General features: G+C 71.6%; 11 protein-coding genes. 5 read left to right on the top strand and 6 right to left on the bottom strand.

What is annotated here, in order from left to right; all coding sequences use genetic code 11:
• Positions 1–87: 87 nt before the first annotated feature.
• The 5 genes from AB0B76_RS52545 to gltB form a co-directional block, all read right to left on the bottom strand.
• Positions 88–1,242 (bottom strand): mechanosensitive ion channel domain-containing protein, encoded by a 1,155-nt coding sequence (locus tag AB0B76_RS52545; RefSeq protein ID WP_360391895.1) that lies wholly within the window; start codon positions 1,240–1,242, stop codon positions 88–90.
• A gap of 51 nt (positions 1,243–1,293) precedes the next feature.
• Positions 1,294–2,376, bottom strand: a complete 1,083-nt coding sequence (locus tag AB0B76_RS52550; RefSeq protein WP_360391898.1) for a S8 family serine peptidase — start codon at positions 2,374–2,376, stop codon at positions 1,294–1,296.
• Complete coding sequence (locus tag AB0B76_RS52555; RefSeq protein WP_360391900.1) at positions 2,373–3,188, bottom strand: hypothetical protein; 816 nt, start codon at positions 3,186–3,188, stop codon at positions 2,373–2,375. The genes AB0B76_RS52550 and AB0B76_RS52555 overlap by 4 nt, the downstream gene beginning before the upstream one ends.
• A gap of 162 nt (positions 3,189–3,350) precedes the next feature.
• Entirely contained in the window at positions 3,351–4,826 is a 1,476-nt protein-coding gene (locus tag AB0B76_RS52560; RefSeq protein WP_360391902.1) for a glutamate synthase subunit beta, read from the bottom strand.
• Positions 4,819–9,360 carry a glutamate synthase large subunit gene (gene gltB / locus AB0B76_RS52565; protein ID WP_360391905.1) on the bottom strand — a complete coding sequence of 1,514 codons (4,542 nt, stop codon included), beginning with the start codon at positions 9,358–9,360 and terminating at the stop codon, positions 4,819–4,821. The genes AB0B76_RS52560 and gltB overlap by 8 nt, the downstream gene beginning before the upstream one ends.
• A 434-nt stretch (positions 9,361–9,794) precedes the next feature.
• Here gltB and AB0B76_RS52570 point away from each other — a divergent pair, with 434 nt between their 5' ends.
• The 3 genes from AB0B76_RS52570 (at position 9,795) to AB0B76_RS52580 (ending at position 12,748) form a co-directional block, all read left to right on the top strand.
• Positions 9,795–11,048, top strand: a complete 1,254-nt coding sequence (locus AB0B76_RS52570; RefSeq protein ID WP_360391907.1) for an Ig-like domain-containing protein — start codon at positions 9,795–9,797, stop codon at positions 11,046–11,048.
• 98 nt (positions 11,049–11,146) lie between these two features.
• Positions 11,147–11,896, top strand: a complete 750-nt coding sequence (locus AB0B76_RS52575; RefSeq protein WP_360391910.1) for a CPBP family intramembrane glutamic endopeptidase — start codon at positions 11,147–11,149, stop codon at positions 11,894–11,896.
• Between the two features lie 33 nt (positions 11,897–11,929).
• Positions 11,930–12,748 carry a hypothetical protein gene (locus AB0B76_RS52580; protein ID WP_360391912.1) on the top strand — a complete coding sequence of 273 codons (819 nt, stop codon included), beginning with the start codon at positions 11,930–11,932 and terminating at the stop codon, positions 12,746–12,748.
• Here AB0B76_RS52580 and AB0B76_RS52585 read toward each other — a convergent pair.
• A complete protein-coding gene (locus AB0B76_RS52585) occupies positions 12,745–14,064 on the bottom strand; it encodes a hypothetical protein (RefSeq protein WP_360391915.1) in 1,320 nt (439 codons plus the stop codon). The two genes, AB0B76_RS52580 and AB0B76_RS52585, sit on opposite strands and share 4 nt — an antisense overlap.
• 108 nt (positions 14,065–14,172) lie before the next feature.
• On the opposite strand from AB0B76_RS52585, the gene AB0B76_RS52590 reads away from it, so the two are divergent.
• Complete coding sequence (locus tag AB0B76_RS52590) at positions 14,173–14,511, top strand: helix-turn-helix transcriptional regulator (protein ID WP_360391918.1); 339 nt, start codon at positions 14,173–14,175, stop codon at positions 14,509–14,511.
• A gap of 75 nt (positions 14,512–14,586) precedes the next feature.
• Entirely contained in the window at positions 14,587–16,227 is a 1,641-nt protein-coding gene (locus AB0B76_RS52595; RefSeq protein WP_360391921.1) for an IS1182 family transposase, read from the top strand.
• Positions 16,228–16,258: the final 31 nt, after the last annotated feature.

Below are 16,258 nucleotides of genomic sequence, written 5' to 3' on the forward strand. Positions count from 1 at the left end.
ATCCGCTGCCCCGGTCCGGCGCCATCAGTTGAGACGCCGTCCACCCGCGCGTTCCCCGCTCCTGGCCTCCCGTCCACCCTTTCGGGGCTACTGCTCCCGCCCCGTGAACGCCTCCGCGCGGGCCCGCCCGTCGACGCTGTGGCTGAACACACGGGAGTCACCGTCCGTGGTGAGCGTCTGCCCGGTGAGCGTCGCGTGGATCGGCATCGCGGAGGTCATCTCGGTACGGAACCTCGGCAGCGCGGTCGGATGCGTGTCGCGCAGCCAGGTCACGAGGTGCTCGCGCACGAAACAGCGCAGGTCCCACAGCTTGGGCGCGTCGACGGCGCTCACGAGCGCACGCAGCTGCATGGCCGTGCCCGTGGCCTCGACGACCTGCAGTACCGACACCCGCCCGTCCCACAGGTCCGTGGACTCCAGGGCGCGCCGGAGCTCCTCACGCATCTCCGGTACCGGCAGCCACCAGTCGACATCGAACATCACCGCCCCCAGCAGAGCCGAATCCGTCCGGGTCCAGTTCTCGAAGGGCTTCTCGGTGAAGTACGACGTCGGCAGGATGAGCCGCCGGTCGTCCCACACGTGCACGACCACGTACGACAGCGTGATCTCCTGAACCCGCCCCCATTCGTTCTCGACGATGATGACGTCGCCGAGCCGCACCGCGTCGGAGAACGCGAGCTGCAGCCCCGCGAACAGGTTGCGCAGCACGCTCTGCGCCGCCAGACCGGCGATGATGCCCGCGAACCCGGCACTGGCCAGCACCGACGTGCCGACGAGCCGCGCCTGGGGAAACGTCATGAGCATCACGGCGCCCGCGAGTACCGCCACGACGGCAACCGTCACGCGCCGAATGAGGATCACCTGCGTGTGCACGCGCCGCGCCGTACGGTTGTCGGGCACATCGGTGCGGAACCGCGCCAGCGCCGCGTCCTCGGCCACCACGAGCAGCGCCGCGACGAGCCACGCGGTGGCCCCGATCACGACCAGCTGATCGACGTGCAGAAAAGCGTGCCGCCAAGAGGCCCCATCGGCCGTGGCGCGTACCGAGAAGTACACCGCACACAGCACGACAACCCACTGCGTAGGCCGATGCGCACGCTGAGCAAGCTCCGTGAGGAACGAGGACTGCCGCCCGACGCGCAGAATCAGCTTGTGCACAATCTGCACGAACAGCAGCGCGAGCAGCGCAGCGGCGAGCGCAATCCCGAGCGGCACGAGCGTGTCATAGACGGTATCCCCCATTCTGCGCGCCTTACCCGCGAAGGGTGATCGCCACACCAACGCGAGAGGTGACTAACGCCGCTCCGCAACCCGCCGCCCGATCACGAACACCCCGATCAGCACGAAGACAACGCTGACCCCCAGCCCAAACCCCCACTTCACACCCGCACCAGCCGATCGGGCCGGCGCGGACGACACCGCCGCGGACGGCGGAACCGGCACAACGTCGGCGGTGAGCGCGGCGACGGGATTCACAATGCCGAACCCGTACTCCTCGTCACGGCCGGGCTTCCCCTTGTCGGTAGCGGTAGCCGTGAGGCGATGAACCACTTCGGCCCCCGAGAGATGCGGATACCTGGCCCGCACCAGCGCAACGACACCGGCAACAATCGCGGTGGCGTCGCTCGTGCCCATCGATACGGTGTAGTCACCGGACAGCCCGGTCGAGATGATTTCGACGGCCGGCGCCGCGACCCGGATCTCCGGGCCTGCCACGGACACGGGCGCGTGCTCTCCGTTGCGATCCGTGCCGCCGACGGCGAGGACCCCCGGCAGCTTGGCGGGGAAGGCGACAGTGGTCTGCCGGGGCGTGTTCCCCACGGCGGCGACGACAACGACGTCCGCCTTCAACGCACGCTCGACGGCCTCTCGCACCTGCCCGTTCTCGCTGGTACCGCCGGCCACACAGACGACCTTCGCGCCGTTGGCCACCGCCCAGTCGACGCCCTCGGCCAGAAACCCGGGCACGCCGAGCCCGTCATCGCCGCGCAGCGTCTGCAGCGGCAGGATCATCGCCTTCGGCGCGACGCCGAGCACACCACCGCCGTTCGGAAGCCCGCGCCCGGCGATGAGGCCGGCCACCGCCGTCCCATGGCCGAACGAGTCGCTCCGCCCGTCCGAGGAGTTGCCCTCACCGAAGCCCTTCCCCGGGAGCACGGCCGCGGTGAGTTCGGCGTGCCTGGTATCGACCCCGGTGTCCATCACCGCAACGATCACGCCGTCGCCCTGGCTCAGCCGGTGGGCCTCCGCCAGACCGAGCGCGGCGACGTGCCACTCCCGTTCACGCACGTTGTCCGCGAATGCCGGTCGGGCGGTCGTCACCAGCATCAGCATCGCCGCCGCGCAGACGGCCGCACGACGAACCGAGCCGGTCAACGGTCGATTCCGAGGACGCCCGGACCAGGATCGTGAGGCCGTTCGCGCGGAGCGTCGATCACGGGGCTGACGCCTTCTTCGACCGGCCACAGCTCGTCGTCGTTGCCCCGCTTGGTTCGCCGGCGCTCGGCGTACTGCTCGTAGGAACGATCGCGGTAACCGCCCCCCACCGTGGGAGGTGCGGAGGTTCCGGCCGGTGGCACGGATGGGCCCGGCGCTCCCCCGGTCAGCACCAATCCGCCTCCCTCGGTCACCCAGCCGGGGCTGTTTCCCACCGCGGCCGGGGGAGGAGACGGCGGATCGAATCGCGGTGCCGGCAAGAATTCCGAAACGGCGCTCCGGCCTGAGGCCTGGCGACCGGACAACGACGCATTGCCGCCGGGGCCGTTGTCCAGCGTGACGACCTCCGTCGACTCGCCGAAACGTGCGGCCGCCGGAATATCGGTGCTGATGTTGCCGCTCGCGCCCGTTATCTTGGCGTCGGCCCGCATCAGCACCTCGCGCGCCTGCTGATCGAGATGGGCCTGTTGCGCGCCGGCTATCGGCAGTCCCCGTCCTGGATTGGGCCCGGAGTAGGCCGCCAGCATCGGTTCGAGCTGGCGCCTCGCGTCCCGGATGGCCGCGAACGCCTCGTCGACGCCCACGCCGATGCGGTTGACGGCGGCCGCGGTGGCCGTCATGGTGTCGATCATTCCGTTGAGCTTGTCGACGAACGCCGCCGCGGCCTCGCTTCGATCCGGGGGCCATCCCTCGATCAGGCGATCGCGGCGCGCCCGCAGCAGGTCACGTTGCTGCTCGAGCGCGATCCGCACCCGATTCCACGTCCCCGGGGTCGAGGTTGAGGTCGCCCTGGAGTTCCTGGTAGATCGTGTACTGGTACTGGATGCCCAGGCGCTGCTGGATGCCGTGGCCGTACTCGTGGCCCAGGGTACCCGGGCGCGGACCCCCGAAGAGGCCCGCTCCCGTTTAGCACCTCAGGCCGATAGGGCCACCGCTGACGGCGCGACCGGCGAGGGCAGCGCGCCGTCGCCGCCGAGGTACGCGTGGATCGACGCGGCGGCCGCGCGGCCCTCCGCGATCGCCCACACGATCAGCGATGCCCCGCGGTGCATGTCGCCCGCGATGAAGACGCCCGGCGCCGGGCTCTGCCACGTCTCGTCGGTGTCGATGCCGCCGCGGCGGTTGCGGGTCAGGCCGAGGCTGGCCAGCAGCGGCCCTTCCTCGGTGCCCTCGAAGCCGATCGCGAGCAGCACGAGGTCCGCGCGGTACTCCCGCTCGGTCCCCTCCACCACGCGCACCTGCCGGCGTCCGTCCACCCGGGCCACCTGTACCTCGGCGATGCGCACCGCGGTCAGGTTGCCCTCGGCGTCGCCCTCGAAGGAGGTCACGGCGACCGCGAAGGCGCGCTCGCCGCCCTCCTCGTGGGCCGGGTAGTTGCGCAGGATCCACGGCCAGGTCGGCCACGGGTCGCGGGACTCGTCGCGCTCCTCCGGCGGCGTCGGGTACTGGTCGAGCTGCAGCACCGAGGCCGCCCCCTGCCGGTGCGCGACGCCCAGGCAGTCGGCCGCGGTGTCGCCGCCGCCGATGATGATGACGCGCTTGCCCTCGGCCGTGATCGCGGGCGCGGGCTGCTTGCCGGCCACGACGCGGTTCGACTCGACGAGGTGCTCCATCGCCAGATGGATGCCGCGCAGCGTCCGGCCGGGCGTTTCGACGACGTCCCGGCCGGTGAGGGCGCCACAGGCCAGCAGCAGCGCGTCGTGCGAGGCCCGGAGCTCCTCCACGGAGACCGTGACGCCCACGTTGACGCCGGTGCGGAACTCCACGCCCTCGGCCCGGAGCTGCTCGAGGCGGCGGTCGATGTGCTCCTTCTCGAGCTTGAAGTCCGGGATGCCGTACCGCAGCAGCCCGCCCAAAGCGTCGTCGCGCTCGTAGACCACGACGTCGTGCCCGGCGCGCGCCAGCTGCTGGGCGGCGGCCAGCCCGGCCGGCCCGGAGCCCACGACGCCGACGCTCTTGCCCGAGCGATCGGGCGCGGGGCGCGCGGTCACCCGGCCGGCCGCGACGGCGCGGTTGATGATCTCGACCTCGACCTGCTTGATCGTGACCGCCTGGCCGCCGGCGATGGACAGCACGCAGGCCGCCTCGCACGGGGCCGGGCACAGCCGCCCGGTGAACTCCGGGAAGTTGTTCGTCGCGTGCAGGGACTCGATCGCGAAGTCCCAGTCGCCGCTGCGGACCAGGTCGTTCCAGTCCGGGATGCGGTTGCCCAGCGGGCAGCCGTCGTGGCAGAAGGGGATGCCGCAGTCCATGCAGCGGCTGGCCTGCTCCCGGATCAGCTCGTCGCCGGCGGACGGGTACACCTCCCGCCAGTCCTGCAGTCGCACGGGCACCGGCCGGCGGGCCGGCAGCCGTCGCTCGTAGCGCAGGAAACCGTTCGGGTCAGGCACGTGCCACCTCCATGACAGCCGCATCCACATCGCGGCCGGCAGCCTCGGCGGCCCGCATCGCCTCCATCGCACGCTCGTAGTCGCGCGGCATGATCTCGGTGAACTGCGCCACCGCGGTGTCCCAGTCGGCCAGCAGCCGCTCGGCGACCGCGGAGCCGGTCTCGGCGTGGTGCTCGGCGACGTACGCCCGCAGCCGCTCGGGGTCGCTGACCGGCCGCAGGTCGACCAGCTCCGCGTTGACCAGGTCGCGGTCGAGGTTCCACACGTACCCCACCCCGCCGGACATGCCCGCGGCGAAGTTGCGGCCCGTGGTGCCGAGCACGACGACGGTACCGCCGGTCATGTACTCGCACCCGTGGTCGCCCACGCCCTCGACGACCGCGAGGGCGCCGGAGTTGCGCACGGCGAAGCGCTCGCCGGCCCGGCCGCGCATGAAGAGCTTGCCCCCGGTCGCGCCGTACAGCACCGTGTTGCCGCCGATCGTCTGCTCCTCGGCGACGAACGGCGCCCGCTCGTCCGGGCGCACGATCAGCCGGCCGCCGGACAGGCCCTTGCCGACGTAGTCGTTCGCCTCGCCCACCAGCCGCAGCGTGACCCCGCGGGGCACGAAGGCGCCGAAGGACTGCCCGGCCACGCCCCGCAGCGTGATCTGCACGGTGTCGTCGGGCAGGCCGGCCCCGCCGACCCGCCGCACGACCTCGCCGCCGAGCATCGCGCCGACCGAGCGGTGCTCGTTGCGCACCGGGACCTCGAGCCGGATCGTCTCGCCGGCGTCCAGCGCCGGGGACACCGCCGCGATGAGCTGGTTGTCCAGCGCCCGCTCGAGCCGGTGGTCCTGCTTGGTGGTCTGGCGCCGGGCCGCGTCGTCGGCCAGCGGCGGCACGTGCAGCAGCGGGGTCAGGTCGAGCCCGCCGGCCTTCCAGTGGTCGACCGCCGGGCGCACGTCGAGCAGCTCGGTGTGGCCGATCGCCTCGTCGAGGGTGCGGAAGCCGAGCTCGGCGAGGTAACCCCGCACCTCCTCGGCCAGGAACAGGAAGAAGTTCTCGACGAACTCCGGGGTGCCGGTGAACCGCTTGCGCAGCGCCGGGTTCTGCGTGGCGATCCCGACCGGGCAGGTGTCGAGGTGGCAGACGCGCATCATGATGCAGCCGGAGACGATGAGCGGCGAGGTCGCGAAGCCGAACTCCTCGGCGCCGAGCAGGGCCGCGACCACCACGTCGCGGCCGGTCTTGAGCTGCCCGTCGACCTGCACGCTGACCCGGTCCCGCAGCCCCGACAGCAGCAGGGTCTGCTGCGTCTCGGCCAGGCCCAGCTCCCACGGCGTGCCGGCGTGCTTGAGGGAGTTCAGCGGCGACGCACCGGTACCACCGTCATGGCCGGAGATCAGGATGACGTCGGCCTTGGTCTTGGCCACGCCCGCCGCGACGGTGCCGACGCCGACCTCGGACACGAGCTTGACGTGCACGCGCGCCGACGGATTGACGTTCTTGAGGTCGAAGACCAGCTGGGCCAGGTCCTCGATGGAGTAGATGTCGTGGTGCGGCGGCGGCGAGATCAGCCCGACGCCGGGGGTGGCGTGGCGGGTCTTGGCGATCCAGGGCCACACCTTGTTGCCCGGCAGCTGCCCGCCCTCGCCCGGCTTGGCCCCCTGCGCCATCTTGATCTGCAGGTCGTCGGCGTTGACCAGGTACTCGGTGGTGACGCCGAAGCGGCCGCTGGCGATCTGCTTGACGGCCGAGCGCCGGCGCGGGTCGTGCAGCCGGTCCGCGTCCTCGCCGCCCTCGCCGGTGTTGGACCGGCCGCCGATCCTGTTCATGGCGATCGCGAGCGTCTCGTGCGCCTCGGCCGAGATGGAGCCGTACGACATGGCGCCCGTGGCGAAGCGCTTGACGATCTCCGCGACCGGCTCCACCTCCTCGATCGGCACCGCCGGGCGCACGCCCGTGCGCAGCTCGAAGAGCCCGCGCAGCGATCCCGCCTGGCCCGCCAGCTCGTCGACCTTCGCGGTGTACCGCTGGAAGACGTCGTACTGCCGCGAACGCGTCGCGTGCTGCAGGAGGAAGACCGTCTCGGGGTTGAACAGGTGCAGCTCGCCCTCGCGGCGCCACTGGTACTCGCCGCCGACCTCGAGCCGCCGGTGCGCCCGCTCGGCCTCGTTGGCCGGGTAGGCCCGGGAGTGCCGGGCGGAGATCTCCGCGTGCACCTCGGCCAGGCCGATGCCGCCGATCTTGCTCGGGGTACCGGTGAAGTAGCGCTCCACGAAGCGCGGGTCGAGCCCGACGGCCTCGAAGACCTGGGCGCCGCAGTACGACGAGACGGTCGAGATGCCCATCTTGGACATGATCTTCAGGACGCCCTTGCCGAGCGCCTTGACGTAGTTGTGGATCGCCTTGTCCGGGTCGACGCCGGGCAGCGCGCCGGTGTTGATCAGGTCCTCGACGCTCTCGAAGGCGAGGTACGGGTTGACCGCGGAGGCGCCGAAGCCGGACAGCAGCGCGACGTGGTGCACCTCGCGGCAGTCGCCGGACTCGACCACCAACGACACCTGGGTGCGGGTCTGCTCGCGGACCAGGTGCTGGTGCACCGCGGCGGTGAGCAGCAGCGACGGGATCGGGGCCAGGTCGACGGTGGAGTCGCGGTCGGAGAGCACCAGGATGCGCACGCCGTCCTCGATGGCCTCCGAGACGCCGCGCATGATCTCGACCAGCCGGCGCTTGATCCCGGTGCCCCCGTCGCGCACCGGGTAGAGGCCGGACACCCGCACGGCCTTGAAGCCGGGCAGGTCGCCGTCGTCGTCGATGTGCAGGATCTTGGCCAGGTCGTCGTTGTCGATGACCGGGTACGGCAGCGCGATCTGCCGGCACGAGGCCGGGCCGGGCCGCAGCAGGTTGCCCTCGGGGCCGATGGTGGCCGCGACGCTGGTGACGAGCTCCTCGCGGATGGCGTCCAGCGGCGGGTTGGTGACCTGCGCGAAGAGCTGGGTGAAGTAGTCGTACATCAGCCGCGGCCGGGTCGACAGGACCGCGACCGGGGTGTCGGTGCCCATCGAGCCCAGCGGCTCGGCGCCGACCCGGGCCATGGGGCCGATGAGGATCTTGAGCTCCTCCTCGGTGTACCCGAACGTCTGCTGCCGCCGCTGCACGGAGTCGTGCGTGTACACGACGTGCTCACGCTCCGGCAGCTGGTCGAGGTCCATCAGCCCGGCGTGCAGCCACTCCTCGTACGGCTCGGCCGTGGCCAGCTCGGCCTTGACCTCGTCGTCGGTGCGGATGCGGCCCGCGGCCGTGTCGACCAGCAGCATCTTGCCGGGGGCCGAGCGGCCCTTGGCCACCACGGTGGCCGGGTCGATGTCGAGCACGCCGGCCTCGCTGGCCAGCACCACCAGGCCGTCGCTGGTCTGCCACCAGCGGCCCGGGCGCAGGCCGTTGCGGTCGAGCACGGCGCCGACGACGGTGCCGTCGGTGAACGCGACCGAGGCGGGGCCGTCCCACGGCTCCATGAGGGACGCGTGGAAGCGGTAGAAGGCCCGGCGCAGCGGGTCCATCCGCGAGTCGTTCTCCCACGCCTCGGGGATCATCATCAGCACCGCGTGGGGCAGGCTCCGCCCGGCCAGGTGCAGCAGCTCGAGGACCTCGTCGAAGTTCGCCGAGTCGGACGCCTCCGGCGTGCAGATCGGGAACAGCCGGCGGATGTTGCCCGGCAGGTTCTCGCTGGCCAGCAGCGCCTCACGGGCGGCCATCCAGTTGCGGTTGCCGCGGATCGTGTTGATCTCGCCGTTGTGGGCGATGATGCGGTACGGGTGCGACAGCTCCCAGGACGGGAACGTGTTCGTCGAGAAGCGCGAGTGCACGAGGGCGATCGCCGAGGCCACACGCTCGTCGGACAGGTCGGGGAAGAAGGACACGACCTGGTCCGGGGTGAGCATGCCCTTGTACGTGATCGTGCGGGACGACAGCGACGGCAGGTACAGCTGGATGCCGCGCTCCCGGGTCTCCCGCTCGGCCTGCTTGCGCACGCAGTAGACGACCCGGTCCAGGTCGAGGCCGCCGAGCACGGTGCCAGGCGCGCCGAGCTTCTCGGCGCTCACGAACACCTGGCGGATGCGGGGCATGGCGGTCAGCGCGGTGGCGCCGAGGTCGGCCGGGTCGACCGGCACGTCGCGCCAGCCGAGCACCTGGGCGCCCTCGACCAGCGCGTACTTCTCCAGCACCCGCTGGGCGCGCGCGGCCGCCTCGTCGTCGATGGGAAGGAAGGCGAGGCCGGTCGCGTACTGCCCGGCGGGGGGCAGTTCGAACGGCAGGACCTCGCGCAGGAACGCATCCGGGATCTGGATCATGATGCCCGCGCCGTCGCCCGTGTTGGGCTCGGCTCCGCGGGCGCCACGGTGGTCCATCCGGCGCAGCGCGGAGAGTCCCTTGAACACGACATCGTGGGACCTACGGCCGTGGATATCGGCGACGAAGGCGACCCCGCAGGCGTCGTGCTCGAAGGACGGGTCATACAGACCCTGCTGCTGCGGTCCGGGGAAAACCATCGGGCCTCCTGACGTCATCGAGTGCAAATCGGGACAACGTCGGCCCTGGGGAGCGGTCTTGCCAGTGTACGCGAAGAGCGGGCGCAAGTTGCATGCTCGGTACTCGAGTCCGTACCACATGCCGAGCGCGCCCGCCGCGTATGTTGCCAGACAACGTACCGTGCGTGCGGGCCTGAAACCTACCGCGTGAGATCGTGACAAATCCCACGGGCGGCCAGGTCGGACGGCCGTTACAAAACTGTCACGCAACCTCCGACAGTCCGGAAGACGTCGAAAGAGCGGATGGCTCTCGTCATCCGTTACTTCCTACGATGATGCACGGCAAGATCGCTCGCCACCACGGGGTTCCCGCAAGTTTGAACCGGTGGCACTAACACGGGATACATCGGCACGACAACCGATGCATGCTCTAGCCCAACGAAGGAGGTGTGGACATGGGAGTCTCCGCACGCGCACTGGCCACGATCGCCGCTCTGACCGGCGTTGTCGTTCTCGCTGCGGGCTGCAGCAACGACGAGGTCAAGCCGAAATGGACCGGCGCCGACAGCAGTGCCGGCGGCCCCTCGGCTTCCGCGTCCGCCGCCGAGCTGCCCAAGGCGGCCTTCGCCGCCCCCAACGACGGAGCGAACGACGTCTCCACCGCGACCGACCTGTCCCTGCAGGCCGAGCCGGGCGCCAACGCCCAGGTGACGCTGACGGACGCGTCGGGGGCCGCGGTGGCGGGCGGGCTCAGCTCCGACGGGAAGGCGTGGGTCCCCGGCACGCAGCTCAAGTACGGCACGCAGTACACGGCGACCGTGACCTCGGCCGGCGACACCGCCGGTAAGAAGGTCTCGTTCACGACCATGGCGAAGCCCGGCAAGACGGTGAACGTCTCGACCGCGGTTTCCGACAACAAGACGTACGGCGTGGGCATGCCCATCGTCGTGCGGTTCGGCTCCAGCGTCCCGCAGGACATGCGGGCGGCGGTGGAGAAGCGGCTGATCGTCACGACCACGCCGCCGCAGGTCGGCACCTGGTACTGGTTCAGCGGCGGCGAGGTGCACTACCGCCCGAAGGAGTACTGGCAGTCCGGCACGAAGATCAACGTCCGGCTCGCCGTCGGCGGCCTCCAACTGACGAAGAACGGCTGGGGCAGCAAGGACGTCACGAGCACGTTCAACATCGGTGACAAGATCGTCATGACCACCGATGACAAGACCCACCAGATGACGGTGGAGCAGAACGGCACGGTCATCAAGACGGTCCCGGTCAGCCTCGGCAAGGCCAAGACCCCCAGCTCCAGCGGGAACATGGTGGTCATGGACAAGAACCAGTCCGAGCTGTTCGTCGGCACCGACCCGTCCGACCCGTACCGCGAGACGGTGTACTGGACGCAGCGCATCACCAGTGGCGGCGAGTACATCCACGCCGCGGACTGGTCGGAAGGCGACCAGGGCAAGCGCAACGTCTCGCACGGCTGCACCAACGTCTCGGTGAGCAACGCGAAGTACCTGTACAACCTGACCAAGATCGGCGACGTCGTGATCGTGAAGAACACGACCCGCAAGCTCGCCTGGGGCAACGGCTGGACCGACTGGGACAAGTCCTGGGACGAGTTCGTCAAGGGCAGCGCGCTCCCGCCGCCGGCCGACACGACCGCTTCGCCCTCGGCGAACCCCGCGGTCTCGGCCTCGGCGTCGGCTTAAAGGGAACAGCAACAAGGGCAGCTCCAAACTTTTGAAGGGGCCGCCGCCGAGTCCGCGAGGGCTGGCGGCGGCCCCTTCGCTGCCGGATGATGAGCGCCGTGGCCCGCTGGATCGATCCACACTTCGGACCCGCCGGCGCGGCCGTCCTGGCCCTGCTCGCGGTCTGGTTCGTGGTGCGCATCGCCCGCTCGCCCGGCACCGTGGCGCGCCGCCGGGCCGAGATCGAGTCACGGCCCGACGGCCGGGTGCGCTTCCATCGGCGGTACATCCTGAGCTGGTGGCTGCTCGCCGCGGTGGCCCTGCTCCCGCTCCTGACCGGCCCGGGCGTGCACCCGGACGACTACGGCCTGCGGTGGCCCGGCGCGGGCGGGGCGGCGCTCGCGGCCGGCCTCTTCGCCCTCTTCATCGGCGTCGTCTGGGCCCGCGACCGGTTCCTGCGCCGCCGCCTCCCGGCCGCCCCGCCCCAGGTCGCGTTCCTGCTCCCCCGTACCGGCATCGAACGGCTGTGGGGCGTGGGCACCGCGTTCACCGCGGGCATCTGCGAGGAGCTGGTCTTCCGCGGCGCGTTCCTGGCCGGCGCGGTCGGCGGGCTGCACCTGAACCTGTGGGTCGCCGCCGCGCTGGTGAGCCTGTTCTTCGGCCTCGGCCACCTCTACCAGGGTGTGGTCGGGGTCGTCGGTACCGCGGTCTTCGGCACGTGCGCGACGGTGCTGTACGTCCTCACCGGCAGCCTGCTCGTGCCGATCCTGGTGCACGCCGCCGTCGACCTCGGCCCCTTCGCGCTGAGCCGCTACGAGCCACCGGCCCCGGCCGACACACCGACTGTCGGCTCGGCGTCCCCGCGATGATCCGGGGCATCGACTGGCGCTAGCCTCTCGCGCATGGCACTGGTCCGACGCACCGTCGTCCTCGGCTCCTCCAGCAACCGGGTCGTGGCCGCCGCCACGGTCGCACCGCAGAACCTGGCCGTTCCCCCGGCCGCCGCGCCGCCGGCGAACCCGGCCGACCAGGACGCCACCCAGCGCATCCCGGCGCAGCCCACCGCGGGCAGCGCGCCCGGCGAGGTGGCCGGCGCCGCGGTCACGGTCGGCCCCGACACGCCGCCGCCCGCGCCCGGCAACGAGGCCGCGGCCGTGACGACCCAGCCGGCCAGCATCGGCTCCCTGATCGCCGCTTTCCTGCTCGTCGCGGCCGGCGGGGCCGGGTCCTGGGCGCTGTACCACTTCGGCGTCAACGCCGACGAGATCCACCTGCCGGACGCGACAGCCCTGTTCGGCGTGCTGTTCGCGTTCGCCACCGCGGTCGAGCGCGTGCTCGAGCCCTTCGCCCGGTTCATGCCCGGCCAGCACGCCAAGGGTGACCTGGAGAAGGCGGTGGCGAACATGGCGAACAAGTACCACGACGCCACCCTCGACGACCTCATCCAGGTCGCGCACGCCAAGTCCATGGTGGACCGGGGCCGCGCCAGCCGGGGCCTGATCTCGTGGGGCATCGCGGTCGCCCTGGCGACCGTCGCCTCCTCGTCCGGCGGCCTGTACCTGCTGCACTCCATCGCCGGCGAAGGCTGGCAGGGCATCCCGGTGTGGGTCGACGCCATCATCACGGGCGTGGTCGTCGGCAGCGGCACCAAGCCCCTGCACGACGTCATCAGCAAGGTGCAGAAGAACAAGGAGAAGTCCGAGGACGCGACCGCCGCCTAGAGGATCAGCAGCCCGTCGGTCTGGCCGCGGCCGGCCAGGCCGGCGAGGGCGGACCCGGCTTCGAGGTGCGGCAGGTAGGGCAGGTCCGGCGGCTGGGAGCGCAGGACCTGGGTCGCGTGGTGGGCGGGGACGGCGCCGGCCGGGTACGCGCGGACGCAGCGCGGGTCGAGCAGCGAGTGCCGGGTCGCGAACGCGGCCACCGCCTCCCACTCCGCCAGCGGCGCGGTGGTCGGCAGTGTCACGCCGGGCGGCTCCGGCAGCACGTCAACGGCGGTGAACGGCTCGCTGCCGGCCAGCCACCACGACACCGCGCGGACCGCGGAGCGCAGCGGATGCTCGCACCAGTACGGCACCAGCCCGGCCCGCACCACGTGCCACGGGTCGAACAGCCGGCCGCACTCCACGACGAGGCGGTTGCCCGTGCGGTTCCCGGACCGCAGCCACTCGCGGTACAGGTCGGCGACCGCGCCGCTGAGGACGTCGGGGTGCCGGTAGAGCACCTGACGTACCGGATGCCCGTGCGCGGCCGCGAACCGCCGCAGGTCCTCGACCAGCCCGCGGTCGACGCTGCGCTCGCCGTCGCTGTCCGCGGGCCGCTCCCCGAGCACGGCGGCGTCGCGGCGGTCGTGGTAGTCGTCGGGCAGCAGGCCCGAGGCGCGGCTGCCGAGCTGGAAGGCGTACCCGGCCGGGCCCGCCACGGTCGCCCACCGGCCCACGTCGCGGGTCACGATGATCGGCGCCCCCGGGCGCAGCCGTTCGGCGATCCAGTCGCGGTAGGCGGCGGGGAGCCGCTGCCAGCGCACCACCGAGTACGCGGCCGCCGACGCCGACCACCCCCGCCACACCGGGTCGTAGACCTGCCGCACCGCGACGTCCGGATTCGCGGCGAGGATCGCCCGGGCGCCGAGCTCGCCCGCCTCCGCCGCGGCCGTGTTGTCGGCGGCGGTACTGCCGATGCCCTGCTCCCGTACGGCGACGTCGGGCGTCGACAGCTCGAAGCCCGCGGGCAGCCACGGCACCCCGAGCGCGGCCGCCAGGTGCAGCGCGGCGCCGTGGGGCGAGCCGATGACGAGCCCGTGGTACTGCCCCGCCGGCAGTTGCCCGGTGAGCCACCGGGCCACGGCTCCGGCGTCGACGACCGCGCCCGCGGCCCGGCCCGCCGCACTCCCGCTGCTCCAGCGCGGCGCGGCCACCACGGGCCGGGGCACACCTCGCCGGTAGGCCAGGACCCGCCCAGATGCCATCGCCAGCGCGATCCCCAGCCCGGTCGGCCACTGCAGATCGACATCCCGCGCGGTTTCGGCCCGCCGCCTCATGCCGCCGCTCCCCCCAGAAACGTTTTCGTGCACGCGTCCTGCCCAGGGCCCGCGACCCTAAACCCCTGCCATGGCGCGGCGGGACCCCGACCCGTAGACTCACTACACATGAAGGCGGACGCGCTACGCGGGCATCTCGACGCACTCCTGCTCGCGGTGCTCGACGGCGAACCCCGCCACGGGTACGCGATAATCGAGGCCCTCCAGGAGCGCAGCGGCGGCTCGCTGAGCCTGCCGACCGGCACCGTGTACCCGGCCCTGCGCCGCCTCGAGCGCGCCGGCTACGTGGAGAGCGCCTGGTCCACGGTCGGCGGCCGCGAGCGCCGCACCTACCGCCTGACCAACGCCGGCCGCAAGGTGCTGTCCGAGGAGCGCTCGGCCTGGGAAGAGTTCACCTCGACGATCGGCGCGGTCCTCATGCCCCCGCCGGCCCCCTACAGCCCCTAGGTGACTGGTGTTAAACGGTGGCCGCCATCGGCGTGGCGGTCATCGGTTTGGATCTATTTCGGATAGTTTGCTGGGATGGCGTTAGGCAGGGCGTCACAGCAGTTGGACCTGCTGGACCCGGTCACCCGGTTCTGCGATGAGACCCTTCCCGGCAACTCGATTTTTGTGTTCCTGTCCCAGCGCCGCGAGCGGCTGTTCCCGGACGGCATGTTCACCGACCTGTTCGCCGGGATCGGCCGCCGGTCGGTGCCGCCGTCGGTGGTCGCGGCAGTGATGGTGTTGCAGCGCCTCGAGGGGCTGTCGGACCGGGAGGCGGTGGACCGGTTCACGTTCGACGCCCGGTGGCGTTACGCCGCCGGGGTCGGTGGCTGGGACGGTGCCGGGCGGGTCGGGTTCGCCCACACCGTGCTGGTCGACATGCGGGAGCGGCTGCGCCGCTCGGACCGCCCGGACCGCATCTTCGAGGTGGCCCTCGCTGCCGCCCGGGAGGCTGGGCTGATCGGCCGGCGGCGGGTCCTGGACTCGACCCCGTTGTATGACGCGGTCGCCACCATGGACACGATCACGCTGATCCGTTCGGCGATCCGCGGCCTGCTCGGCGTGGCCGGCGCGGACCTGGCCGGGCTGCTGCGGGCGGTCCTGACCGCCGGTGACGACTATGCCAGCTCAGCCAAGCCGGTGCTGGACTGGGACGACAAGTCCGCCCGCGAGGCGTTGATCGATTCCCGGGCCCGGGACGGTCACGCGCTCCTTGCCGCCCTTGACGGGCGGCAAGACCTGCCGGAACCGGTCGTTCAGGCGATGCGGCTCCTCGCTACCGTGCTCGGTCAGGACCTCGAGACCGGCGTCGACGGGGTGCTGCGCATCGCCCGCAAGGTCACCCCGGATCGGGTCATCTCCACCGTCGACCCCGAGGCCCGCCACGGGCACAAGACCAGCCACCACGGCTTCGACGGCTACAAAGGCCACATCGCCATCGACCCCGACAGCGAGCTCATCACCGCCACCGACGTCACCGCCGGCAACACCGGCGACGCGCAACCCGCCGCCGGTCTCATCGCCGACCTCACCGAACCCGCCACCAACGTCGGACACGCCGCCAACGCCGAACCGGCCGGTGACGCCGCGGTCTACGGCGACTCCGCCTACGGCGCCGGGGAGGTCCTCGCCCACCTGGACACCCACGGCATCGACGCCAAGACCAAGGTCCAGCCACCCGTGGCACCCGCCGACAAGTTCACCAAGGACCAGTTCCACATCAACCTCAACACGGCCACGGTGACCTGCCCCAACGGCATCACCCGCCCGATCCGCCCGATCACCGGCGAAGGCCGCCACGCCGGCAAGGCCGACTTCGGCAACGCCTGCACCACCTGCCCACTACGCGCCCGCTGCACCGACGCCAAGACCGGACGCAGCATCACGATCGGCCGGCACGAAGCCCGCCTCACCGTCGCCCGCACCCGCCAGCAAGATCCCGCCTGGCAGGCCGACTACCGCGCCACCCGACCCAAAGTCGAACGCAAACTCGCCCACCTCATGCGCCGCCGCCACGGCGGACGCCGCGCCCGCACACGCGGACTCGCCCGCATCACCGCCGACTTCAACCTCCTCGCCGCCGCCACCAACCTCGCCCGACTCGCCACCCTCGGCCTAGGCAGTGTCTTCAAAGGATCATGGGTCGGGCATGATCTGACCGGTGATCCGTCGGTATGAGCTCACGGATGTTGAGTGGGAGTTGTTGTCG

Source organism: Dactylosporangium sp. NPDC049140 (assembly GCF_040648435.1).